Origin of the sequence: Bradyrhizobium sp. SZCCHNS30572, assembly GCF_032484415.1 — a bacterium.
GTDB lineage: Bacteria > Pseudomonadota > Alphaproteobacteria > Rhizobiales > Xanthobacteraceae > Bradyrhizobium.
On the sequence record NZ_JAUESY010000007.1, the window covers coordinates 310,942 to 333,279 of the forward strand.

21 protein-coding genes and 1 pseudogene are annotated in these 22,338 nt (G+C 65.6%); 14 read left to right on the plus strand and 8 right to left on the minus strand.

The window, feature by feature from the left end; all coding sequences use genetic code 11:
* Positions 1-50 precede the first annotated feature (50 nt).
* The 3 genes and pseudogenes from QX048_RS21185 to QX048_RS21195 all read left to right on the plus strand — a co-directional run.
* Positions 51-318, plus strand: a pseudogene (locus tag QX048_RS21185) (N-acetyl-gamma-glutamyl-phosphate reductase); the annotation flags it as partial.
* 237 nt (positions 319-555) lie between these two features.
* Positions 556-1,353, plus strand: a complete 798-nt coding sequence (locus tag QX048_RS21190; protein ID WP_315826628.1) for a DUF6602 domain-containing protein — start codon at positions 556-558, stop codon at positions 1,351-1,353.
* Between the two features lie 252 nt (positions 1,354-1,605).
* Positions 1,606-2,388, plus strand: coding sequence for a GIY-YIG nuclease family protein (locus QX048_RS21195; RefSeq protein ID WP_315826629.1), 783 nt, complete (start codon positions 1,606-1,608; stop codon positions 2,386-2,388).
* A 163-nt stretch (positions 2,389-2,551) separates the two neighbouring features.
* Here QX048_RS21195 and QX048_RS21200 read toward each other — a convergent pair whose 3' ends face one another.
* From QX048_RS21200 to QX048_RS21210, 3 genes are read right to left on the minus strand one after another with little or no spacing between them, the layout of a single operon-like run.
* Positions 2,552-3,016, minus strand: a complete 465-nt coding sequence (locus QX048_RS21200) for a hypothetical protein (RefSeq protein WP_315826630.1) — start codon at positions 3,014-3,016, stop codon at positions 2,552-2,554.
* Positions 3,017-3,053: 37 nt separating this feature from the next.
* Positions 3,054-3,563, minus strand: coding sequence for a hypothetical protein (locus QX048_RS21205; RefSeq protein ID WP_315826631.1), 510 nt, complete (start codon positions 3,561-3,563; stop codon positions 3,054-3,056).
* On the minus strand, positions 3,554-3,970 hold the full coding sequence (locus QX048_RS21210; RefSeq protein WP_315826632.1) for an addiction module protein: 417 nt from the start codon (positions 3,968-3,970) through the stop codon (positions 3,554-3,556). The genes QX048_RS21205 and QX048_RS21210 overlap by 10 nt, the downstream gene beginning before the upstream one ends.
* 802 nt (positions 3,971-4,772) lie before the next feature.
* On the opposite strand from QX048_RS21210, the gene QX048_RS21215 reads away from it, so the two are divergent.
* On the plus strand, positions 4,773-7,406 hold the full coding sequence (locus QX048_RS21215) for a TIGR02302 family protein (protein ID WP_315826633.1): 2,634 nt from the start codon (positions 4,773-4,775) through the stop codon (positions 7,404-7,406).
* A gap of 62 nt (positions 7,407-7,468) precedes the next feature.
* Here the strand turns inward: QX048_RS21215 and QX048_RS21220 are convergent, their stop codons facing one another.
* On the minus strand, positions 7,469-8,299 hold the full coding sequence (locus QX048_RS21220) for a MurR/RpiR family transcriptional regulator (protein WP_315826634.1): 831 nt from the start codon (positions 8,297-8,299) through the stop codon (positions 7,469-7,471).
* 225 nt (positions 8,300-8,524) lie between these two features.
* Between QX048_RS21220 and QX048_RS21225 the strand changes: the two genes are divergently transcribed.
* On the plus strand, positions 8,525-10,873 hold the full coding sequence (locus QX048_RS21225; RefSeq protein ID WP_315826635.1) for a phosphocholine-specific phospholipase C: 2,349 nt from the start codon (positions 8,525-8,527) through the stop codon (positions 10,871-10,873).
* A 58-nt stretch (positions 10,874-10,931) separates the two neighbouring features.
* Here QX048_RS21225 and QX048_RS21230 read toward each other — a convergent pair whose 3' ends face one another.
* Together QX048_RS21230 and greA are read right to left on the minus strand one after the other, a co-directional pair.
* Positions 10,932-11,396: a metallophosphoesterase family protein gene (locus tag QX048_RS21230; RefSeq protein WP_315826636.1), complete on the minus strand. Its 465-nt coding sequence runs from the start codon at positions 11,394-11,396 to the stop codon at positions 10,932-10,934.
* A gap of 29 nt (positions 11,397-11,425) precedes the next feature.
* The gene (gene greA / locus QX048_RS21235; protein ID WP_315753843.1) at positions 11,426-11,908 is read right to left on the minus strand and encodes a transcription elongation factor GreA; all 483 of its coding nucleotides are present in this window, start codon (positions 11,906-11,908) and stop codon (positions 11,426-11,428) included.
* Positions 11,909-12,129: 221 nt separating this feature from the next.
* On the opposite strand from greA, the gene QX048_RS21240 reads away from it, so the two are divergent.
* The 7 genes from QX048_RS21240 to QX048_RS21270 all read left to right on the plus strand — a co-directional run bounded on the left by QX048_RS21240 (position 12,130) and on the right by QX048_RS21270 (position 18,650).
* Positions 12,130-12,945 (plus strand): IclR family transcriptional regulator, encoded by an 816-nt coding sequence (locus tag QX048_RS21240; protein WP_315826637.1) that lies wholly within the window; start codon positions 12,130-12,132, stop codon positions 12,943-12,945.
* Positions 12,946-12,973: 28 nt separating this feature from the next.
* On the plus strand, positions 12,974-13,918 hold the full coding sequence (locus QX048_RS21245; RefSeq protein WP_315753839.1) for a dihydrodipicolinate synthase family protein: 945 nt from the start codon (positions 12,974-12,976) through the stop codon (positions 13,916-13,918).
* A gap of 72 nt (positions 13,919-13,990) precedes the next feature.
* Positions 13,991-14,818 (plus strand): ABC transporter ATP-binding protein, encoded by an 828-nt coding sequence (locus tag QX048_RS21250; protein WP_315826638.1) that lies wholly within the window; start codon positions 13,991-13,993, stop codon positions 14,816-14,818.
* Entirely contained in the window at positions 14,811-15,650 is an 840-nt protein-coding gene (locus tag QX048_RS21255; protein ID WP_315718117.1) for an ABC transporter permease, read from the plus strand. The genes QX048_RS21250 and QX048_RS21255 overlap by 8 nt, the downstream gene beginning before the upstream one ends.
* A gap of 21 nt (positions 15,651-15,671) precedes the next feature.
* On the plus strand, positions 15,672-16,742 hold the full coding sequence (locus QX048_RS21260; RefSeq protein WP_315826640.1) for an ABC transporter substrate-binding protein: 1,071 nt from the start codon (positions 15,672-15,674) through the stop codon (positions 16,740-16,742).
* Positions 16,739-17,446 carry an SDR family oxidoreductase gene (locus QX048_RS21265; RefSeq protein ID WP_315718115.1) on the plus strand — a complete coding sequence of 236 codons (708 nt, stop codon included), beginning with the start codon at positions 16,739-16,741 and terminating at the stop codon, positions 17,444-17,446. The genes QX048_RS21260 and QX048_RS21265 overlap by 4 nt, the downstream gene beginning before the upstream one ends.
* 34 nt (positions 17,447-17,480) lie before the next feature.
* Complete coding sequence (locus QX048_RS21270) at positions 17,481-18,650, plus strand: mandelate racemase/muconate lactonizing enzyme family protein (RefSeq protein WP_315826641.1); 1,170 nt, start codon at positions 17,481-17,483, stop codon at positions 18,648-18,650.
* A 385-nt stretch (positions 18,651-19,035) separates the two neighbouring features.
* On the opposite strand, the gene QX048_RS21275 is transcribed toward QX048_RS21270, so the two are convergent.
* Together QX048_RS21275 and QX048_RS21280 are read right to left on the minus strand one after the other, a co-directional pair.
* Positions 19,036-19,416, minus strand: coding sequence for a response regulator (locus QX048_RS21275; protein WP_315718112.1), 381 nt, complete (start codon positions 19,414-19,416; stop codon positions 19,036-19,038).
* A 54-nt stretch (positions 19,417-19,470) separates the two neighbouring features.
* Positions 19,471-20,325: an MJ0042-type zinc finger domain-containing protein gene (locus QX048_RS21280; RefSeq protein WP_315753890.1), complete on the minus strand. Its 855-nt coding sequence runs from the start codon at positions 20,323-20,325 to the stop codon at positions 19,471-19,473.
* Positions 20,326-20,539: 214 nt separating this feature from the next.
* On the opposite strand from QX048_RS21280, the gene ftsE reads away from it, so the two are divergent.
* Together ftsE and QX048_RS21290 are read left to right on the plus strand one after the other, a co-directional pair.
* On the plus strand, positions 20,540-21,199 hold the full coding sequence (gene ftsE / locus QX048_RS21285) for a cell division ATP-binding protein FtsE (RefSeq protein WP_006615648.1): 660 nt from the start codon (positions 20,540-20,542) through the stop codon (positions 21,197-21,199).
* Positions 21,192-22,160, plus strand: coding sequence for an ABC transporter permease (locus QX048_RS21290; RefSeq protein WP_315826642.1), 969 nt, complete (start codon positions 21,192-21,194; stop codon positions 22,158-22,160). The genes ftsE and QX048_RS21290 overlap by 8 nt, the downstream gene beginning before the upstream one ends.
* The last annotated feature ends 178 nt before the right edge of the window (positions 22,161-22,338 follow it).

The window sequence follows — 22,338 nt, forward strand, 5'->3', positions numbered from 1 at the left end:
GATCTCGTCCCTCGCGTGCCTCGAGTTTTGTGCAGTGTCACTGTAATCCAGCGCAGTGCCTCGATGCCGCCCGCCGCTTCTACGCCGACAGCGCCTTCGTCCGCGTCACCGACACGCCGCCGCAGACCAAATGGGCCACCGGCTCCAACCTCGCCTTCGTCAGCTACGCCGCCGACCCCGACCGCAACCTCGTGATCGCGCTCGGCGTCGTCGACAATCTCGGCAAGGGCGCCGCCGGGCAGGCGGTGCAGAACGCGAATCTGATGTGCGGGCTGGAGGAGACGGCGGGGCTGGAGGGGGACGCCGGTTTGGCCGTGAGAGTCTTTTGGGAGATGGTGACCGCAGCTGATCGGGCAAGCTAGGTATGCAACGGCTCGTCGGGAGAAGCGCCACCCGCAATTTCGTTGCACCGTCACTGTAGTCCTTAAGTGTTTTGCAGCGCAACCGTATTCTGGACGGCTGGTATAGGAGTCGCTTAGACAATTAGTTAGTTACTTGTCGTAGTCGTTAGATTGTCTACAGTCTGCTCTATTTCTCGAATCGTGATGGGCAGCCATGGCACGAAATCCAAAGAACGTTCAGCCAGCCGCGACGCCGCACCTTAATTATATGTCGGCACTTCAGGTTATAGCGGACCAATCGCAGCTAGCTATGGCGCGATTGATGCCGCACCTCGGCGAACGCGGGCGCATCGCCGAAGAAATTATCAAGAACATCCTCGAACGCACTCTTCCCAAGCGGTTCTCCATAGGTACGGGCGTCGTTATTTCCGCACATGGTGAAGTGAGTCGGCAAACTGACATCGTTATCTACGACAATTTCTACAATTCCCCGTTGCTATCCGAGTTTGGCTCTGGACTATTTCCGGCAGAGATTGTTTTTGCCACTATCGAAGTTAAGTCAGTTCTGACAAAAGATGAGCTGAAAAGTTCGATGGACGCCATTACACAAATGCGCGAGGTTGCCTCTCAGAAGAAATACATTGTGCCTGTAACCGTTTTTGAGGCCGGTAAGCCTGCGCGAACCGTGATGACGAAACAGACAGAGACGACACCGCCACGCAATTACATCGTCGCGTTCTCACAGAAGGGCCTTGGCCCGACCTACCAACATTTCTGTGACAAGCTGCGGAAATGTTTGGACGATGGTAACTCCCATGTGCACGGTGTCTGCCTTCTTAAGGAGAACTGGTTTGCAGGGCGGCGCGCCTTCAAGGTGCCCGCCGAACTCTTCGGGCGAGAGGGAGACGGATTGCTGAACCTATACAGCCACATACTCAAAGCCCAACAGAACTTCGCGGTGCACGCGATGGATTTGGATGCGTACATGCCAAAGGAATGGAATTCCGATTAATATTGTAAGTGGGCTATGCCCACGCGGTCGTCACCCCGCGCTGGAAGACTTCACTGTGACAGAGGGTAATTGGTCTCGAACTCAAAGGGAGATCGATACCTGAGCGCCGAATGCAGGCAGTGGTCAGCTTCCAGGATCGGCCGCAACTTGACTATCCCCAACCCGATGAAGTCGGGCTGATGACACGACTCGGGGTGACGAGTATCGAAGCAGTTGAAGCCATGTCGCGTATTCGCCGGAATGGAGGGGGGAGTGCCAGAGGCAAGCGACGCCATTGAAGCCCTGTCCGACACGCTTGAGCATCTTGGTGCTCCGCTTTCTCTGCCGGAAGATTGGATCATCTTAAGCGATACTGATGATTTGCGTGATCTGCCTCGGGCGACGGCGAAGAAGTTGCTCGGAAAAGCCAAGAAGGAAACGGCGCGTCGGTGGCTTTGGAACCGGTTCGACCCGACAGAGATGGAACTAGAGCTATCGGAGGGCGATGCGATCGATGATGCCGAAGTCGAAGACAAGCAGCTTAAGCAGCACGCCATCGGCTCCATCGATGACGTCGTGTCGATGGTCCAGTCTCTACGGGAACGTCACGCCGGAATTCCGGTGGCGCGTTCCCAGTCGCGCGCGCACGCGAAAACCGTCGCAGCACGTTTATCCTTCGGTTACCCAGAGCAACGGCCGGCTCGCAGCGACTGCTTCGATGAGGATGTGCGGCGGCAGTGCCGGCGCGTCATCAACGATATCTACCGCACCGAAAAGACACTGTCTGCGCCATTGGTCTATCTGATCAGCACGGACAATCCAGAATTCGTAAAGATTGGATTCACGACATGCCTTGAGCGCAGACTGAGCTCACTGCGGACGGCATCACATGTCGAGCCCACCGTCCATCTGACGATCCAGGGGCCGCCGTCCCTTGAGCGCGAACTTCACACACGCTTCGCTGCCTCTCGCCACCACCGCGAGTGGTTTCGGCTGACGGACGACATCAGGTCCTTTATTGCACTACAGGGGAAACGTCTGGCCTCGCAGGGTTGATGCCAAGCTAAGAACGCTCCTAACCACCCGAGCGGGCCGGGGCAACTTCCCACATACGGCCATAACTGTTCGATGATAACGCTATGCGGACAGAATAGCTATTTCTGCGCACGGAATTACGGTGACCAGAGCGCTAAACATAGTCGATGCGGTGCACGGCTATCTACGGCAGTTCCGGCAGCTCGAAGACCGGGCCCTCGAACCTCGTCGCGCCGTCGCACGACATCACCACGAAGCGGAAGCGGCCGTGCATCGGGAAATTCCTGTCACACCTGCGGTTGCATTGGGACGAACAGGACATGCCGCTCCACGGCGCCGGCCGCAGGCCTCGTTCGTCGATCGTCACGCAGGTGCCGGGCCGCTGGTCGCACGACGCCACGAGCCTGATCGTGTCTCGGTCGAGATAAGTAACGCGCTTGAAGCTGCCGTCGTCGCGCTGCTGCTCGACGATCAGTTCGGGGGAGAGTTCGACCGTCCCATGGACGCGAAGTTCGAGTGCGCCGGGCGTCGGTCCGTTGCGGATCTCGACGGCAGCGGAAGCCGGAGCGTCTGCCGCGGGAGCGCGCGCGGGCCATGCGAGCACCATGGCGCAGGTCAGCAGGCATGTCAGAGCGTAGGGGCGCTGCAATCGACTCTCTCCGAAGCTCGGCTGGATTGAAGTGCACTTAAGGACGGCGAAAGCGAGATCCATGTGTTGGCCGGGGCAGCTCGAAGACCTGGCCTTCGAACCTCGTCCGGCCGTCGCAAGACACCACCACGAAGCGGAATCTACCGAACAGCGGGTAATTCCGGTCGCAGCCTCCGTTGCATTGGGACGTGCAGGTCATGCCGCTCCACGGCTCTGGCCGCAGGCCACGTTCGTCGATCGTCACGCAGGTGCCGGGCCGCTGGTCGCATGACGCCACGAGCCTCATCGTGCCGCCATCGAGATCCGGAACGCGCTCGAAGCTGCCGTCGTCGCGCTGCTGCTCGACGATCAGCTCCGGAGAGAGTTCGACCGTTCCATGGGCGCGAAGCTCGAGTGCGCCAGGCGTCGGTCCGTTGAGAATTTCAACAGTGGCGGAAGCCGAAGCATCTGTTGCGGGAGCGTGCGCCGGCCATGCGAGTGCCAAGGCACAGGTGAGCAGGCATGTCAGGGCGCGCAGCGGCGCGACGACGAGGCGGGTCATCGGCATGGCGATGGGCCCGAATGCATTTCGGCGTCGAGATGCGCGTCGAGTTCACTCAGCGGCGCGCCCTCGCCGCGTTCGATTTCGGCGATGGCTTCGGCCAACACCGGTTTGGTCCATTCCAATGCATCATGCGCGTAACCGGGCGCGGCGGCCCGCTGCGCAAGCTCGGCTTTTTGCGCTGGGGTCAGCATCACGCCTTCGGCGGCCAGACTGTCCCAGAGGTCGGTCAGGAGGTCGAACCGTTCCTGAGGCGTGAGGGCGGCAATGTCTTGGGGCGTCATGCGTGCAGAGCTGTTTTGTCGTGGTGCAGGACTATACCGCCGTCGGCGCGGACAGGCGAGCGGCCCGCCGCAAACGAGAGTAATCTGCACTTCACCCCGATATTTCGATTGCGCATTATCCGAAATCATGCTCTACTCTCCGCATCCTGTCCCGCTGAGGGGACGCTTCGCGATCGTCACGGACGTCGGGTGCGGGATGCGGTGGGCGCATTGGGACGCAGCGTGGGCTTGCTCGCGCGGACGAACGATCCCGGTGCGACGATGAAGTCGCGTGGTTCTGGCATCCCGGTGCTGATGCCAAGTGGGCGATGACGTGTCGTCCGCGACGGGGCCAACAAGCCGGTCCCCGGGAAGAGCGCGTATAAGTCGTAACACCATCGCGCAGGGAAGGCCGGGTGATCTCGGCTGAGCCTGTGGTTCTGCCGCGTGCTTTTTGTTGCACGCGGACCATGGGCGCCGGCCGGCGCCCGGTCTTCCCTGCGCCCTCGCTTCTCGAGAGGGTGAGATGTCGGGTATCACTCGGGCGCCGAATGCGTCGCGAGAACGATGGTGCTCGTTTTGCTAATGATTTCCTCCGCGGAGTGTTTGATCATGTGCATCGTGACGTTCGCCACGACGTCATTGCGAGGAGCGCAGCGACGAAGCAATCCAGAGTCCCACCCGGCGCCCTGGATTGCTTCCGCCTTCGCCCGAAGGGCTTTGGCGGACACGTCGCTGCGCTCGCAATGACGGAGTTTGGGGTCTGCGGCGTGGATCTCTCCGTTGTCGCCGGGCGGTCTGCTGTCATCAGGGTGCCCCCGTAGCTTTCCGGGAACCCGGCCGGTCACACTCCCGTGTGAACCGCGGCCGGCGGCGGGAAAGCCCGCGCAGAGCGGGTGCCTCACGGCTGCCTTTGTGCTAGGGTGAACATCCGGGCAACTTGGAGAGATTGTTGAGCGGCATCACCCCCGAGCCGGCCGGGCCGGCAAGCAGCACGCCCGAGGGCCTTGCGCATGATGGCCTGGCGCGGCTCAAGCTGGCGCAGGCGCTGAAGCGGGCGCGTCTCGCCATCGCCTGGGAGCGCGGCTGGCCGCATCTCGCCCGGCTGCTCACGGTGGTCGGTCTGTTCCTGATCGTCTCGTGGGCCGGCCTCTGGCTCGGCCTGCCGTTCGCGGTCCGCATGATCGGCGTCGGACTGTTTCTGCTGCTGCTGCTCGGCGCCGCCGTGCCGATGCTGAGATATCGCTGGCCGACCCGCGACGAGGGCCTGGCGCGGCTCGATCGCGGCTCGGGCATCGCCCATCGCCCCGCCACCGCTCTCACCGACACGCTCTCCACCAAGGATCCGATCGCGCACGCGCTGTGGCAGGCGCAGCGCGAGCGCACTTTGGCCTCGATCAAGCGCATCCGCGCCGGCACGCCGCGGCCGCGGCTGTCGCTGCACGACCCCTGGGCGGTGCGCGCGCTGGTGATCGTGCTGCTGGTCGCGACCTATGTCGCGGCCGGCGACGAGCGGCCGATGCGACTCGCCTCGGCGTTCGACTGGAACGGCGTGCTGACGCCGGTCACGGTCCGGGTCGATGCCTGGGTCAAGCCGCCGCTCTACACCGCGAAGCCGCCGATCATCCTATCCGCCGCCAACAAGGAAGGCGCGGTGCCGGCGAGCGGCCCGATCGTGGTGCCCCAGGGCTCGACGCTGATCGTGCGTTCCAGCGGCGGCAATCTCGATGTCATCACGTCAGGCGGCGTCAGCGAGGCGGCGCCCGGCGAGGTCGCGACCGGCGAGGCCGCGCCGAAGGGCACCACCGAGAAGCACTACGTCATCAAGTCCGACAGTACCGTTCACGTGCGCGCGCCCGCAGGGCAGCCGCAATGGGTGTTCGCCGCGACGCCGGACAAGCCGCCGCTCATCAGCATGGCCAAGGACCCCGAGCGCCAGGCGCGCGGCTCGCTGAAGCTGTCCTACAAGCTCGAGGATGATTACGGCGTCACCGAAGCCCGCGCCAAGGTCGTTGCGCGGCCTGTCGAAAACAAGGCTGCCGAGAGCAAGACGGCCGACGCGCCTGCCGCACGGCCGCTGTTCCAGCCGCCGGAGTTTCCGCTGGTGCTGCCGAACGCGCGCACCCGCAACGGCGTCGGCCAGACCGTCAAGGATCTCAGCGAGGACCCCTACGCCGGCGCCGACGTCACGCTCACGCTGACGGCCAAGGACGAGGCCGGCAACGAGGGCACCAGCGAGCCGTTCGAGACCAGGCTGCCGGAGCGGCTGTTCACAAAACCGCTGGCGCGGGCGCTGATCGAGCAGCGGCGCCTGCTGGCGCTCGACGGCAACCGCAACGGCGACGTGTTCACCGCGCTCGACGCGCTGGCGATCGCGCCGGAGCTGTTCACGCCCGAACTCGGCCAGTATCTCGGCCTGCGCTCGGTGACGCGCCAGCTCGAGGCCGCGCGCACCGACGATGCGTTGCGCGAGGTCGTGGCGAGCCTGTGGGCGCTCGCGGTCACCATCGAGGACGGCAACATCTCCGACGTCGACAAGGCGCTGCGCGCGGCCCAGGACGCGCTGAAGCAGGCGCTGGAGCGCGGCGCCAGCGACGAGGAGATCAAGAAGCTCGCCGAGGATCTGCGCAAGGCGATGGACAACTACATGCGCCAGCTCGCCGAGCAATTGCGCAACAACCCGCAGATGGCGCAGCGGCCGCTCGATCAGAACACCAAGATCCTGCGCCAGCAGGACCTGCAGAACATGATCGACCGCATGGAGCGGCTGTCGCGGCAGGGCGACAAGGAGGGCGCGCGCGAGCTGCTCGAGCAGTTGCAGCAGATGCTGGAGAATTTGCAGATGGCGCAGCCCAACCAGGGCGGCGACAACGACATGGAGCAGGCGCTCAACGAGCTCGGCGACATGATCCGCAAGCAGCAGCAGCTCCGCGACAAGACCTTCAAGCAGGGCCAGGATTCGCGCCGCAACCGCAACAGGCAGCAGGGCGACCAGGACCAGGGCATGGGCGACCTGCAGCAGGACCAGCAGGCGCTGCGCGACCGCCTGAAGCAGTTGCAGGACCAGCTCGCCAAGCGCGGCATGGGCCAGCAGGGCGAAAAGGGACAGAAGGGTCAGAAAGGCCAGAAGGGGCAGCCCGGCCAGCAAGGCGAGCAGGGGGATCAAGGCGACCAGGGCGATTCTGGCGACGGGCTCGACGATGCCGACAGCGCGATGGGCGATGCCGGCAGCCAGCTCGGCGACAACAATGCCGACGGCGCCGTGGAATCGCAGGGCAAGGCGCTGGATGCGTTGCGCAAGGGCGCGCAGAGCCTCGCCGAGGCGATGCAGCAGGGCGACGGCGACCAGCCGGGCGACGGCCCCGGCCAGCGCGCCGGCCGCCAGCAGGGCGCGCAGCAGACCGACCCGCTCGGACGTCCGATGCATCCCGGCCGCGACATCGACGATTTCTCGCAGAAGATTCCCGGCGAGATCGACGTGCAGCGCGTCCGCCGCATCCTCGAGGAGCTGCGCCGCCGGCTCGGCGATCAGTCGCGGCCGCAGCTCGAGCTCGACTACATCGAGCGGCTGCTGAAGGACTATTGAGGATGGATCGGCCACGGGAGATCATCCCCGTGGCTCATCGTTTTGACCTGAGGCCACGCAGTTCAGTAGCGCTTCTCGGACAGGATGCGCGCCGCGTGCTGCAGCCGGTCGACGGAGCGCTCGGTGTCGGTCAGCGCGCAGCAGCTGACCAGCGTGTCGATGATCGCGAGCTGTGCGACGCGGCTGCTCATCGCCTCCGGGCGATAGCGCGTCTCGTTGGCGACGGTGTAGAGCAGCACCTCGCAATGCGCCGCCAGCGGCGACTTGCCGAGCCGGGTGATGCCGATGGTCCGCGCACCCGCGGCCTGCGCCAGCCGCGTCGCCAGCACCGTTTCGACCGTGCTGCCCGAATGCGACACCGTGACGGTCGCGACGTCGGGGCCGGCCATCCCGGCGCTGACCGCCTGGACATGCGAATCAACGATGGCGTTCGCCGCGAGCCCGAGCTGCAGCAGCCGGTACGACAGGTCCTGCGCGATCGGCGCCGAACTCCCGATGCCGTAGATCTCGACCCGCCGCGCCTCGCGCAGCAGCTTCGCCGCCTGCGCCAGCGCGTCCATCGACAGCAGCCGCCGCGTCTCCTGCAGCGAGGCGGCATGCGCCGCGAAGATATGGTCCGTCACCGTCGCCGGATCATCGCCGCGATGCAGGTCCTCCTGGATCAGCCGGACCGGCTCGATCAGGTCCCGCGCCAGCATGATCTTGAGCTCCTGGAACCCGCGCACCCCGACCCGCCGGCAGAACGACACGATCGTCCCCTCGCTCACGCCGCAGGCTTCCGCGACCTCGGTGATCGACATGTGGATGAACGGCTCCGGCCGGGCGATGACCAGCTCCGCGATCTGCCGCGCTTTCGGCGGCAGCTCGTTCTGCAACTCCCGAATACGAAACAAGATGCCGTTCACGCCCGGCCCAGAACGAAAGGTCGATCCCGTCACGCTGTGCCCCGATACGCTGTGCCCGATGCTGAGAAAATCTCATTCAGGTTCATTTCGAAAATAAAAATTTCACAGCGCTGTCAAGTCGCGCTGATACGCCAGGGACGTTCGCAGGAGCAGGTCGGGCTCGCCCCGCCAACCCTGAATACGTTCTTCAAGATTTCAAAAGGTCGTATCAGCATGACAACACGTCGCGATTTCTTGGCAGGCGCCACGGCGGCGGCTGCCTTCGCCAGCATCCGCCAGGCGCTGGCCATTCCGGCACGGCGCCGGACCGGCACCATTCAGGACGTCAAGCACATCGTCATCCTGATGCAGGAGAACCGCTCCTTCGATCACTACTTCGGCACGCTGCGCGGCGTCCGCGGCTTCGGCGATCGCTTCCCGATCCCGCTGGAGAGCGGCAAGCCGGTCTGGTTCCAGTCCGACGGCAGCCGCGAGATTCCGCCCTATCACCGCGACTCCACGACCTCCAACGCGCTGGTCGGCTACGGCACGCCGCACTCCTTCGGCGACAGCCAGGCGGCGTGGAATCAGGGCAAGATGGGCTATTGGGCGAAGTACAAGACGCCCTATGCGATGGGCTATTTCGGCCGCGACGACATTCCGTTCCAGTTCGCGCTCGCCGAGGCGTTCACGATCTGCGACGCCTACCACGCCTCGATCACCACCGGCACCGATCCCAACCGCATCGTGTTCTGGTCGGGCTCCAACTTCAATCCGGCGCTGCGCGCGCAGGGCATCAACTCCACCACCAACGATTCCGAGCCCAACAATCTGCGCTGCTGGCCGAACCCGCACAATTGGGTGGCCGGCCAGCCGCAGCCGCAGGCGACCTACAAATATGTTGGCAGCGACTTCGCCTGGGACACGCTGCCCGATCTGCTGAACAAGGCCGGCGTCAGCTGGCACATCTATCAGGACATGAACGACAACTGGACCGGCGCGATGCACGGCTGCCTGGCGTTCTCCAGCTTCCGTCATGCGCAGCCGAACGATCCGAACTACGTGCACGGCCTGACCGGCGGTCCGGATTATCTCGACCGGCTGAAGGCCGACGTGATGGCCGGCACCTTGCCGCAGGTGTCGTGGATCCTGCCGACGCAGGCCAACTCCGAGCATCCCGGCGGCGGCAGCCCGACCCGCGCCGGCAATTTCACCGACCAGGTGCTGGAAGCCCTGACCGCCAATCCCGAGGTCTGGAGCCAGACCGTCTTCTTCCTGACCTTCGACGAGAACGACGGCTTCTTCGATCATCTGCCGGCGCCCGCAGTGCCGTCCTACGACATCAACGGCAAGCTGATGGGCAAGGCGACCTTGCCGCTCGACGGCGAGTATTTCTCCAACACCGTCGGCAACGTGCTGACTGCGACCGACACCATCAGCGGCAACATCCGTCCCTGGGGCCTCTCCGCGCGGGTGCCGATGTACGTCGTTTCACCTTGGAGCAAGGGCGGCTGGGTCAACTCGCAGGTGTTCGACCACACCTCGATCGGTCGTTTCCTCGAGAAGCGCTTTGCGATCAAGGTCGACGCCATCAGCCCCTGGCACCGCGCCGTCTCCGGCGATCTCACCTCGGCGTTCGATTTCGCCAGCCCGAACGATCCGCGCTTCCCGGAATTGCCCGATCAGAGCAACTGGCAGGCGTCGGACGCGCACCAGAAGACGTTGCCGGCGCCGGTTGCGCCCGCGACGCCGCAGCCGCTTTTTCAGGAGAGCGGCGCGCGCTATTCGCGTCCGCTGCCCTATATCCTGCACGCCACCGCAAAGGTCGACGCCGCCGCGGGCAAGGTGAAACTGCTGTTCGCCAACACCGGCTTTGCCGGCGCGGTGTTCCACGTCTACGACAAGCAGCATCTCGATCTCATTCCGCGCCGATACACCGTCGAGGCCGGCAAGATGATCGACGATGAATGGAGCGTCGGCAGCGATGGCCTGTATGATCTCTGGGTGCTCGGCCCGAACGGCTTCCATCGTCATTTCAAGGGCGACCTCGACAAGGTCAGGTTGTCGAATGCCGCCAACCCGGAGATCTTCGTCGGCTACAACGTCTTCGAGGGCGGCCTCCACATGCAGCTGCGCAACGACGGCCATGCCCGCGTGAGCTTCACGGTGAAGTCCAACGAGATCTATGGCCCGTTGCAGGCCGTCACCGCCTCGGTCTCGGCCGCGCTGGAGCCGCAATGTCCCGGCTTCGGTCCGCGCCCGGGCTTCCATCCGGTGGGTTTTGGCGTGGTGCCGGGCTTCCGGTCCGCGCCCGACTTCGATGCTCCCGGCTTCGGCTTTGGCGCACCGACCTTCTTCCCCGGACCGAGCCATGGCGGCCCATCGACGTCGTGGACCGTCAAGGTGTCTGCGCCCGGCCGCCACGGCGAGCTCTACTGGCATCTGCGCAAATCCGGCCTGTGGTACGACTTCGTCGTCACCAGCGACACCGACGACAGCTTCTATCGCCGCGTCGCCGGCCACGTCGAGACCGGCCGCCCCTCGTTCAGCGACCCCGGGATGGCGCTGGCCGATCGCTTCTGATCGATGCATCTCATACGAGGTTCGGGGAGGGCGCCCATGGGCGCCCTTTCGCTTTGCTTCAGGCGCTGCCGAGATCGTGGATCGCGGGTGACAGTTGGCCTGCCGAGATGTTCAGCGTCGCCAGGGTGATCGGCAGCTTGAAGCGGCGCGGCCCTGCGCTGCCCGGATTCAGGTAGAGCACGCCGTCGCGTGTCTCGACGCCTGCGCGATGCGAATGACCGGACACGACGATGTCGATACCCGCCGTTGCAGGGTCGATCGCGAGGTCGTGGACGTCGTGCACGACATGGACGGCACGCGTGCCAAGCCTGACGGTCTCGGTCGCAGGATATGCATTCGCCCAGTCTGCCGTGTCGATGTTGCCGCGGATCGCAGTCACCGGCGCGATCAGGCGAAGCCGCTCAACGATCTCGTGCCGGCCGATATCGCCGGCGTGGATGATGTGTTGGACGCCCGACAGACATCGCACTGCCTCCGGCCGCAGCAGCCCATGAGTGTCGGAGATGATTCCAACTTTGAGCATCGTTTCCTGCCGGCGTGATGGGCATCGCCTCAGGCGATCGTGAGAATCTCCAGCTCTTGTCCGGTGACCTCGACCATGTCGCCGGCCGATTTGCCCATCAGCAGGCGAGCCACAGGGGAGACATAGGAGATCATGCCGCGCTTCGGATCGGCCTCGTCCTCGCCGACGATGGTGTAGGTCTGGACGCGGCCGTCGCCGCGCTTGAACGTCACCGTGCTGCCGAACGCGATCTGCTCCGTCGATGTCGGCGCCGGCATCACCTGCGCGGTCCGCACCCGCGCTGCAAAGTAGCGCGCGTCGCGCAGCGGCAGCGCCGACTCCCGTCGCCGCTCGTTGACGTCCTCGATTCCCTGGGCCGCTTCAAACGCCGCCTGCGCTTCGCGCAACTGCTCCTCGAGCGCCTTGAGTCCGGCCGCGGTCACGAGGTTCGGATGCGGCGAGACCGGCCGGTCGGGCAGTTGCGTTTCGGCCGCCGTCTCGGCGCTCTCTTCCTTGGTGAATGCGACGCTCACGCCGGACTCCTGAAAAGGGCCGCGAGATGTCGCGGCCCTCAGGGAGAGATCATGCCGGCTGTGCGGATTTCAAGCCGTGCCGCATGCCGCGCGTGAGCGTGCTTGACAGCAGCGGCGACGCGCATTCTAATATACGAACTATAGTTCGCAATCCGAACCTTAGTCAATCCAAATGCCGGTCGTCAAGGCCGGCGTCAAGCAGGAAACGTCGGAGCCTCCACGTGGACGAGGACAGCAAGGCTGGCAAAAGCGTCGTGCTGTCGCTGGCCAAGGGCTTTCAGGTGCTGAATGCCTTCACCAGCGAGGAGCCGGAGCTGGTGCTCGCCGACGTTGCGCGCCGCGCCGCGCTCGACAAGGGCACCACGTTCCGCCTGCTCAACACGCTCGTGATGCTCGGCTATGTCGAGAAGGTCGGCGACTCCAGGCGCTTCCGCCTGACGCTGAAATGCCTCGATCTGGGCTTCAACGCGATCGCGCGCTCGGAGCTACGCACACAGGCGCGCCCGATCCTGCGCAGCCTGGTCGGCGAGATGAACGAGGCTGCCTCGCTCGCGGTGCTCGACGGCAGCGACATCGTCTATGTCGAGCGCATCCAGGCGGGCCTCGTCCGGCTCGGCGTCGACGTCCGCATCGGCAGCCGCGCGCCGGTCTATTCGACCGCCGTCGGCCAGGCGATCCTGTCATTGCTGCCGGTCGAGACGCAGATCGAGGTGCTCGAGGCGCAGCCGCGCATCAAGCGCACCGAAACCACGATCACCGATCTCGACGCGCTGCTGCAGCGCCTGTGCGAAGTGAAGGCTGCCGGCTACGCGCTGTCAAATCAGGAAAATGCGCCGGGGCTGTGCGTGCTCGCCGCGCCCGTCATCGACCGCGACGGCATTCCGCTCGCGGCGATCAGTATCGCTGCGCCCACCATGCGCATCACCGCGGACGACTTCGAGCGGCTTGGCGTGGCGCCGCTGCTCAGAGCGGCAGCCCAGCTGTCCCGGGCTCTGGAGGCCATGGGCGGGGCGACTGCGACGGTCGCGAAACGATGAACGTCGATGTGACGAAACAGGAGCAAGCATGAGCGTCATGACCAATTTCAAGGGGATCATCCCGGCGATCGCCGTCCCCTTCAACGCCGACCATTCGATCGACGAGGCCGAGCTGACGCGCTATGCGGCGTGGCTCAGCAAACGACGCGGCATCGTCGGCATCATGACCAATGGCCACACCGGCGAGGTGTTCAGCCTCACGGCGAAGGAGCGCGCGGAGGTGACGCGCATCGTCGCCAAGGCGCTCACCGGCATCTGCCCGACCATCTCCTCCGTCGTGTGCGAAGGCATCAAGGACGGCATCGAGCATGCGCTGATGGCGAAGGAAGCGGGCGCGACTGCTCTCGACATCATGCCGCCCCATCACTGGCTGCGCTTCGGCTTCAAGCGCGAGCACTGCCTGGATTATTTCAGCGCCATCGGCGAAGCCACCAGGCTGCCGCTGATCGTGCATGTCTATCCCGCCTGGACCCGCGCCTCGTTCTCCTCGGAGCTGCTCGCCGAGCTCGCCCGCCTCGACCACGTCCAGGCATTCAAGATCGGCACCCGCGAGATGAACAAATATGCGCGCGACCTCAAGGCGATCCGCGCCGCGGCGCCGCACAAGGCGCTGCTGACCTGTCATGACGAATATCTGCTGGCCTCGATGGTGCAGGGCGTCGATGGTGCGCTGGTCGGCTTCGCCTCGCTGATTCCGGATCTGATCTACGATCTGTTCGCTGCCGTCACTGCCGGTGACCTCAAGCTTGCGATGAAGCTGCAGGCCATGATCGATCCGCTCAAGGACGCGGTGTATGGCGGCGGCGAGCCGACCGGGGAGGCGCATGGCCGCATGAAGGCGGCGATGCAGGTCGCCGGCGTGATCCGCGATGCCACCGTGCGGCCGCCGACGCATGCGCCGAGCGCCGAGGAGATGGCCGCGATCCGCGCCGCGGTGGCCGCGGCCGGGCTGACGGCGAAGGCTGCGGCCTGAGCTTGCGAGAGGCGACGGCCGGTGCCGGCCGTTGCCCCGTGATCACAACAAAAAGACACCGGGTGGACGCTGATGCTGACGATGGATGTCGACGATGCAACCCGGCGCGCTGCGGCTGCGCCCGAGGCTGTGCTCATCGCGATCGATCAACTGTCGAAGACCTATGTCTCGGCCTCCGGCGCGACGGTCCATGCGTTGAGCCGGATCTCGCTCCACATCAAGCCGGGCGAGTTCGTCTGCGTCGTCGGTCCCTCCGGCTGCGGCAAGAGCACCTTGCTGCGTTTGCTCGCGGGGCTTGATAGTTACAGCGACGGCCGGCTGCTGCTCGATGGCGAGCCCGTCGCCGGTCCCTCGCGCAAGGTCGGCGTCGTGTTCCAGGCGGCCAACCTGCTGCCGTGGATGACGGTGCGCGACAATGTCGGGCTGCCCTTGCGCGTCGGTGGCAAACATGCCCCGGCCGGCGATCGCATCGAGCGCCTGCTCGCCGTTACCGGTCTCGGCGATTTCGGCGACAAATATCCCTATGAGCTGTCCGGCGGCATGCAGCAGCGCGCCGGGATCTGCCGCGCGCTGGCGCGCGATCCCGAGATCCTGCTGATGGACGAGCCGTTCGGCGCGCTCGACGCACTGACGCGCGAGCGGCTGAACCTCGAGCTGCAGCGAATCTGGCAGGAGAACCGCAAGACCGTCCTGCTGATTACGCACTCGATCTCGGAAGCCATCTTCCTGGCCGACCGCGTCATCGTGATGTCGGCGCGTCCCGGCCGCATCCTTGCCGATCTCCACGTGCCGATCCCGCGGCAGCGCAGCTTCGACGACATCGTGCTGCATCCGGACTATGCGCGGCTTGCCAGGGAAGTTCGCGGGCTGCTCAATGCACAGGAGCACGGCCATGACTGATCTCGCCAACGTCGCCGTTTCAGCCCTGTCGCAGAAGCCCGCAAGCCCCCGGCGCCGCGTCAGCCTGGGCTCGCCGATCGCCTGGATCGGCCTCGCGGTGCTGATCCTGAGCTGGATCGCCGCGGTCAACCTGCTGAACATCCCGTCCTACATTCTGCCGAAGCCCGAAGCGGTCGTTCGTGCGTTGTGGTCCGGGCTCGCGGTCAGCCCGGCCAGCCCGCTCGGCTATTACCTGCCGCTGTGGAGCACGCTGAGCAACGCCGCCGCCGGCTGCGCCATCGGCGTCGGGCTCGGCCTCGTCATCGGCTCCTTGATGGCCGAGGTCGAAGCCATCGAGCGCCTGGTGATGCCCTATGCGTTCGCGCTGCAGAGCCTGCCCAAGGTGGCGATCGCGCCGCTGATCGTGATCTGGTTCGGCTTCGGTGACGGCTCGAAGGTCGCGATCTCGGCGCTGCTGTCGTTCTTCCCGGTGCTGATCAACAGCTTCACGGGGCTGCGCGCCGTCGAGCCCGAGCGTATCGACCTGATGCGCTCGCTGTCGGCCTCGCGCTTCGAGACCTACCGCATCGTCAAGCTGCCCAACGCCGCGCCCTTCATTTTCGCGGGCCTCGACATGGCGGTGGTCTATGCACTGCTCGGCGCGATCGTGGCCGAATTCCTCGGCGCCCAGCGTGGCATGGGGGTCGTCATCACGCAGGCGCAGGCGGTGTCGGACGTCGCCGGCGTGTTCGCCGCGCTGATCATTCTCGGCGTGCTCGGCATCGTGCTGCATGGGATCGTGCGCTGGTGCGAGGCCAAGGTCGTGCACTGGGGCGCCAACCGGAAAAAATAGGACCACAGGGAGGAACGAAGGATGGTTTCGCGCAGGTCATTCCTGAAGAGCAGTGCCGGCGCGGCGCTGCTGATGAGCGGCGCGCCGGCCGGCCTGATGGCGGCGGACGCGAAGAAGCTTCGCTTCGGCGTCGGGCTCAAGGCGCTCAACGCCACTATCATCAATTGCGTGATCGGCGAGGCGCTCGGCTACAACGCGCAGGAAGGGTTCTCGCTCGACGTCCAGGCGCTCGGCACCAATGCCAACGTCCAGGTCGCGACTGACCGGGGCTCCGTCTTCGTCGGCGTCGGCGTGCCGTCGACAGCGCTGCCGCTGCTCGCCAAGGGCGAATGGAGTGGCGCCAAACTGTTCTATCAATATACCTATCCGTACAAATGGGACATCGCCGTCCCGCCCGGCTCGGGGCTCAAGAGCTACACGGACCTCAAAGGCAAGAAGATCGGCGTGTCCGACTTCGGTGCCACCGAATATCCCGTCACCAAGAACGTGCTGAAGGCGCTGGGCCTGGATCCCGAGAAGGATGTGAGCTGGGTCGCGGTCGGCAACGGCACGCCGGCGGGCGTCGCCCTGCAGCGCGGCGTGATCGATGCGCTCGCTTATTTCGATACTGGCTTCGGCCAGATCGAGGCGGCCGGCATCGAGCTGGCCTATCTGCCGCGTCCGACCACGATCCCGATGGTCGGCGGCCAGTTCCTGATGGCGATGCCGCAGACGTTCGAGAAGGACAGGGATCTCCTGGTCGGCTTTGGCCGCTCGGTGTGCAAGGCGTCGCAATTCCTGCTCGCCAATCCGACCGCCGGCGCCAGGGCCTTTCTCAAGATGTACCCGGAGACGGCGCCGCGCGGTGCCAGCGAGGACGCGGCGGTCAAGGCCGTGCTGCAGTCGATCAGCCGCCGCATCAAGCTCTACGCGCCGCCTTATGCCGATACGAAGATGGGCGGGATCAACGAGCAAGAGTTCCGCACCGAGGCCGCGATGAACGGGCTGGACATCAAGGACTATGCTGCGCTCTACACCAATGAGCTGATCGACAAGATCAACAATTTCGATGCGGTGAAGGTCAAGGCCGAGGCGGCTGCGTACAAGGGATGACGGCACAGGACCACGACAGCAGCTCGGGCCTTCGCCATGCGGTGGTGACCGGAACCAGCTCGGGCATCGGCCGCGCCATCGCCGAGCGTCTGCTGGCGGACGGCTGGCGCGTGACCGGCATCGACCGCGCGGCCTCGGTGCTGTCGCACGAACACTTCGGTGGCTTCGAGGCCGATCTCGCCGAACCGCAGACGCTGATCGCGCGCCTTGCTGACGTCGGCGCCGTGACCGCGCTGGTCCACGCCGCCGGCTACATGCGTGTCGGCCGTCTCGGCGAGTTGCAGGCCGAGAGCAGCGAAGGGATGTGGCGCGTCCATGTCGGCGCCGCGGAGGCGCTGGCCAATGCGCTGGCGCCGCGCCTGCGCGAAGGCGGGCGCATCGTGCTGATCGGCAGCCGCACCGCCAATGGCGCGGCCGGCCGCAGCCAATACGCCGCGACCAAGGCGGCACTCACCGGCCTCGCGCGCTCCTGGGCGATCGAGCTGGCGCCGCGCCTGATCACCGTCAACGTCGTCGCACCGGCTGCGACCGACACGCCGTTTCTGCGCGATCCCAGCCGCGCCGGCATCGCCCCGGTGCTGCCGCCGATGGGGCGCTACGTCGATCCGGTCGAGGTGGCTGCGCTCACCGCCTTCCTGCTGTTGCCGGAAGCGGGCGCCATCACCGGCCAGACCATCACCATCTGCGCAGGCGCCTCGCTCTGAAACGGCGCGTGCGACCCCGACCAGGAGAATGACCATGACCGTTCGTATCGTCGACGTCCGCGAGGTGACGAAGCCGATCTCGTCGCCGATCCGCAATGCCTATATCGACTTCACCAAGATGACGTCGAGCCTGGTCGCGGTCATCACCAATGTCGAGCGCAATGGCCGGCCCGTGGTCGGCTACGGCTTCAACTCCAACGGCCGCTACGGCCAGGGCGGCTTGATCCGCGAGCGCTTTCGCGCGCGCCTCGTGGAAGCTGACCCGACATCGTTGCTCGATGCCAGCAAGGACAACATCGACCCGGACAAGGCCTGGGCGGCGATGATGATCAACGAGAAGCCCGGCGGCCACGGCGAGCGCTCGGTCGCGGTCGGCACGTTGGACATGGCGATCTGGGATGCGGTCGCCAAGATCGCCGACAAGCCGCTGTTCCGTCTGCTCGCGGAGCGGCACGGCCGCAAGGCCGAACCGCGCGTCTTCGTCTACGCTGCCGGCGGCTACTACTATCCCGGCAAGGATCTCTCGGCGCTGCGCCGCGAGATGCGCGGCTATCTCGAGCGTGGCTACACTGTCGTGAAGATGAAGATCGGCGGCGCGCCGATCGACGAGGACCGCCAGCGCATCGAGGCCGTGCTCGCGGAGATCGGCCCCAACAATCAGCTCGCGGTCGACGCCAATGGCCGCTTCGACCTGGAGACTGCGATCGCCTACGCCAAGATGCTGCGCGACTATCCGCTGTTCTGGTACGAGGAGGCGGGCGATCCGCTCGACTATCACCTGCAGGCGACGCTGGCCGATTTCTATCCCGGCCCGATGGCGACCGGCGAGAACCTGTTCAGCCACCAGGACGCGCGCAACCTCATCCGCTACGGCGGCATGCGCCCCGATCGCGACTGGTTGCAGTTCGACTGCGCGCTGTCCTACGGCCTGTGCGAGTATCTGCGCACGCTCGACGTGCTCAGGATCTATGGCTGGTCGCCGTCGCGCTGCATCCCGCATGGCGGTCACCAGATGTCCCTCAACATTGCCGCCGGCCTCGGCCTCGGCGGCAATGAGAGCTATCCCGACCTGTTCCAGCCCTATGGTGGCTTCCCCGACGGCGTGAAGGTGACCGACGGCCACATCACGATGCCCGACCTCCCCGGCATCGGTTTCGAGGGCAAATCCGATCTCTATGCCGAGATGCGCGCGCTCAGCGCGTGAAGCTGAGCGGGGCGTCCGACGGCCGCCCCAGCGTCATTGCGAGCGCAGCGAAGCAATCCAGATGGTCTCCGCAGAGGGATTCTGGATTGCTTCGCTGCGCTCGCAATGACGGAGGAGAGAGGATCAGTTCCTTCAGCGACCTTTACGCAGGCGCGAGCCCATCAGGCACGTCCGCGCTCCATCGCACCCATCGCTGTCGTCCCGGGCAAGCCGCGATGGCGCGAAGCGACGGCGTGGCGCCGACCCGGGACCCATACCCCCAGGGAGATGTGATGGCGCGAGATGTGGGACCAGTGTCCCTCAACGGCGGCGGTGGCTATGGATCCCTGCGTTTGCAGGGATGACAGCGCGGACTGCAGCAACGTCGAGGATCATCGTTGGCGCCCTACGCCTTCGCAGCCTTTGACGCCAGCGCGTCGGCGACCGCGGTGCGGATGTCGGCGATCGAGAACGGCTTGGTGATGACGTCGTGAGCGATCGCGCTGAGATTCGACGCCCGCTCGCGCTGATGGGCAAAGCCGGTCATCAGCAGGATGGTCAGGTCGGGAAAATCGCGTGCTGCCGACAGCGCCAGCGCGATGCCGTCCATGATGGGCATTTGGATGTCGGTCAGCAGCAGGTCGAAGGCGCCGGCCTCGCGCGTCAGGATGTCGAGCGCCTCGGCACCGTCCTGCGCCGTCACGATCTCATGTCCATCCATGGCAATGGCGCGCGCGACCAAGGTCCGCATCGAATCTTCGTCGTCGGCGATCAGCACGCGCGACATGTCGTTTCGTCTCCGTCTCGTGGGCCCCGCGGGCGACCCACGAGACCGGAACCATCATGCACTGCCGGCGGCGAGATCGCGCCGGTTGAAGAACCGTATATCGATATTGCGGCCTTCGGGAGGGGGCGAGGCGAGCCGCGACTTGAACGTCGTGCGCTCGCCGGGCTTGAGCGCGGTCTGCTCGAGCAGCGTGTTCCAGGCGTAGATCTCGGTGCCCTGCGCGTCACGGACGCTGAAGCGCAGCCGCGGCAGGTCGACCGATTTCTTCGTCAGGCTGACGATCGTCCCCTCGATCACCAGCACCGGCTTGCCGTCGACGGTTTCGGTCGCCACCTTCAGGTCCTTGAAGGTCAGGCCGCGCAGGTTCACCTCGAGCCCGACCAGCTTGTAGAACGAGGCCGTCTGCGGCAGCAGCCTGACGACGTCGGCGCGCCACACCACCAGCGCAATTGTGAGCGCCGCCATGGCGGCCGTCAGCACCGGCAGGTTCAACACCTTGTTGCCTGGGAAATCCGGCAACGTCGGGCGCCTGATGAGCTTGCGGAGACCGGCGAGGCGCGAAGCCCCGCTCTGCAACGGCTGCTCGGCATCGGCCGTGTCGTCGTCGGGCTCGGCGAGGGCATCCTCGGGCCAGCCGGCAGCCAGCGGCGGACTTTCCACGTCGGGCGTCCGTTCGTCGTCGTCTTCCTGGCGCGCGAGGGCTTCCCACTCGTCGGCCGCGTCGCGGGGCGCGGCCGCCGCGCCGGCCTCCGCCATGGCAGGCATGGGGGCGGGCGCCTCGACCGCATCCTCCGGTCGCGCCAGCCAGACCTCCTTGCAACGGGAACAGCGTACATTGCGGCCAGCCATACCCAGGGTTGCCACGTCGATGGCATAAGATGTCGTACAATGAGGGCAAACGATGAACATCGCGCCTGTTCTCCAACGGCCATTGCCGCTTTGTTTCCGACAGTTCGTGCTACAAGGACCGCCATGTCGACGAACTTCGGAACTCAATCGCGCGAATGGTACACGGCGACCGTTAACGAACCGGAAACCATAACGGGCGCTCAATCGGGCCATCGTACCGCTGAGCTTGGAGCGTGCGGGTCTGCCGCGCACGCGGTCGAACGGAGCTGACGCTTTGGTTCGGTTCGAAAATGTTGGGCTGCGCTATGGATTGGGGCCGGAGATCCTCCGCGACCTCAGTTTCCAGATTCCGGCCCATTCCTTCCAGTTCCTCACCGGCCCGTCGGGCGCGGGCAAGACCTCGCTGCTCAAGCTGTTGTTTCTGTCGCTGCGGCCGACCCGCGGCCTGGTCAATCTGTTCGGCTACGATATCTCGCTGCTCAGCAAGGAGGAGATCGCCGATCTGCGCAAGCGCATCGGCATCGTGCTGCAGGACTTCCGGCTGCTCGATCACATGACGACCTATGAGAACGTGGCGCTGCCGTTTCGCGTCATGGGGCGGGATGAATCGAGCTACCGCAAGGAGGTCATCGACCTCCTGAAATGGGTCGGCCTTGGCGAGCGCATGGACGCGCTGCCGCCGATCCTGTCGGGTGGTGAGAAGCAGCGCGCGGCGATCGCGCGCGCCGTGATCTCGCGGCCGCAACTGCTGCTCGCGGACGAGCCGACCGGCAACGTCGATCCGACGCTCGGGCGCCGCCTGCTGCGGCTGTTCATCGAATTGAACCGCTCGGGGACGGCGGTCATCATCGCAACCCATGACATCACGCTGATGGACCAATACGAGGCCCGCCGGCTGGTGCTGCATCAGGGACGATTGCACATCTATGAGTAGCGTAGACGATCGCGGCCTCCTGGTCGATCTCGGCGACGACCGCCCGCAACTGCCGGCGCAGGCGCGCATCGTGTCACCGATCGTGCCGCGCGCCTCCATCGCCGGCCGCGCGCTGGTCGCCGTGGTGGCGATCATGACCTTCCTGGCCTCCATCACGACCGGCGGCGTGCTGCTGGTCAGCGAGTCCGCGGCCGAATGGCAGTCGGAGGTGTCGAGCGAGATCACCGTCCAGGTTCGCCCCAAGACCGGCCGGGACATCGAGCGCGACATTGCCCTGGTGACGGAGGCGATGCGGGCGCAGTCCGGAATCGTCGAGGTCCGGCCGTTCACCAAGGAGGAATCCAGCAAGCTGCTGGAGCCGTGGCTCGGCAGCGGCCTGTCGTTCGACGAGCTTCCGGTGCCGCGCGTCATCATCGCGCGCGTCCAGCCCGGCACCAGCTTCGATCTCAACGCGCTGCGCAGCCGCGTGACCCAGGTTGCGCCGACCGCCAGCGTGGATGACCACCGCGCCTGGATCGAGCGCATGCGCTCGATGACAGGCGCGACGCTTTTCGCAGGCTTCGGCATTCTGCTGCTGGTGATCGCTGCCACCATCATCTCGGTGTCGTTCGCGACCCGCGGCGCGATGGCCGCGAACCGGCCGATCGTCGAGGTGCTGCATTTCGTCGGCGCCGGCGACCGCTACATCGCCAATCACTTCCTGCGGCATTTTCTGCAGCTCGGACTGGAGGGGGGCGTGATCGGTGGCGGCCTTGCGATGCTCGGATTCGGGTTCTCGGAGTCGATCGCCAACTGGTTCTCCGGCACTCCCGTCGGCGATCAGTTCGCGGCGTTGCTGGGGACATTCTCGCTGCGCCCGCTCGGCTATGTCGCGATCGCGCTGCAGGCCGTGGTGATCGCCGCGGTGACCGGCTGGGCCGCACGCCGGACCCTGTTCACGACCCTGGCGAGCATCGACTGATGGCGGCTTCTATCCCCAGCCGTCTCGTTGCGGATTTCACTTGGCCCGAAAACCGCCTAAAATCGTCTGCGCCGGGGTGAGGCAGGACGGGGTGAGCTGGGTCACGAACACGGCGGAGGTCGCGCGCCAGGATCGGCGGCGAGCGAACGTGATCGGGAGGCCGGCGAAACCTGCCTGC

Bases quoted from the DNA above. Each gene is read 5' to 3' on its own strand.
- QX048_RS21205 (WP_315826631.1), bottom strand. From the start codon at position 3,563: ATGCCGATGACCCGCCTCGTCGTCGCGCCGCTGCGCGCCCTGACATGC.
- QX048_RS21270 (WP_315826641.1), top strand. From the start codon at position 17,481: ATGACCGTTCGTATCGTCGACGTCCGCGAGGTGACGAAGCCGATCTCG.
- QX048_RS21275 (WP_315718112.1), bottom strand. From the start codon at position 19,416: ATGTCGCGCGTGCTGATCGCCGACGACGAAGATTCGATGCGGACCTTG.
- QX048_RS21190 (WP_315826628.1), top strand. From the start codon at position 556: ATGGCACGAAATCCAAAGAACGTTCAGCCAGCCGCGACGCCGCACCTT.
- QX048_RS21290 (WP_315826642.1), top strand. From the start codon at position 21,192: ATGAGTAGCGTAGACGATCGCGGCCTCCTGGTCGATCTCGGCGACGAC.
- QX048_RS21230 (WP_315826636.1), bottom strand. From the start codon at position 11,396: ATGCTCAAAGTTGGAATCATCTCCGACACTCATGGGCTGCTGCGGCCG.
- QX048_RS21260 (WP_315826640.1), top strand. From the start codon at position 15,672: ATGGTTTCGCGCAGGTCATTCCTGAAGAGCAGTGCCGGCGCGGCGCTG.
- QX048_RS21280 (WP_315753890.1), bottom strand. From the start codon at position 20,325: ATGTTCATCGTTTGCCCTCATTGTACGACATCTTATGCCATCGACGTG.
- QX048_RS21245 (WP_315753839.1), top strand. From the start codon at position 12,974: ATGAGCGTCATGACCAATTTCAAGGGGATCATCCCGGCGATCGCCGTC.
- QX048_RS21265 (WP_315718115.1), top strand. From the start codon at position 16,739: ATGACGGCACAGGACCACGACAGCAGCTCGGGCCTTCGCCATGCGGTG.
- QX048_RS21255 (WP_315718117.1), top strand. From the start codon at position 14,811: ATGACTGATCTCGCCAACGTCGCCGTTTCAGCCCTGTCGCAGAAGCCC.
- QX048_RS21210 (WP_315826632.1), bottom strand. From the start codon at position 3,970: ATGATTTCGGATAATGCGCAATCGAAATATCGGGGTGAAGTGCAGATT.
- QX048_RS21250 (WP_315826638.1), top strand. From the start codon at position 13,991: ATGCTGACGATGGATGTCGACGATGCAACCCGGCGCGCTGCGGCTGCG.
- QX048_RS21225 (WP_315826635.1), top strand. From the start codon at position 8,525: ATGACAACACGTCGCGATTTCTTGGCAGGCGCCACGGCGGCGGCTGCC.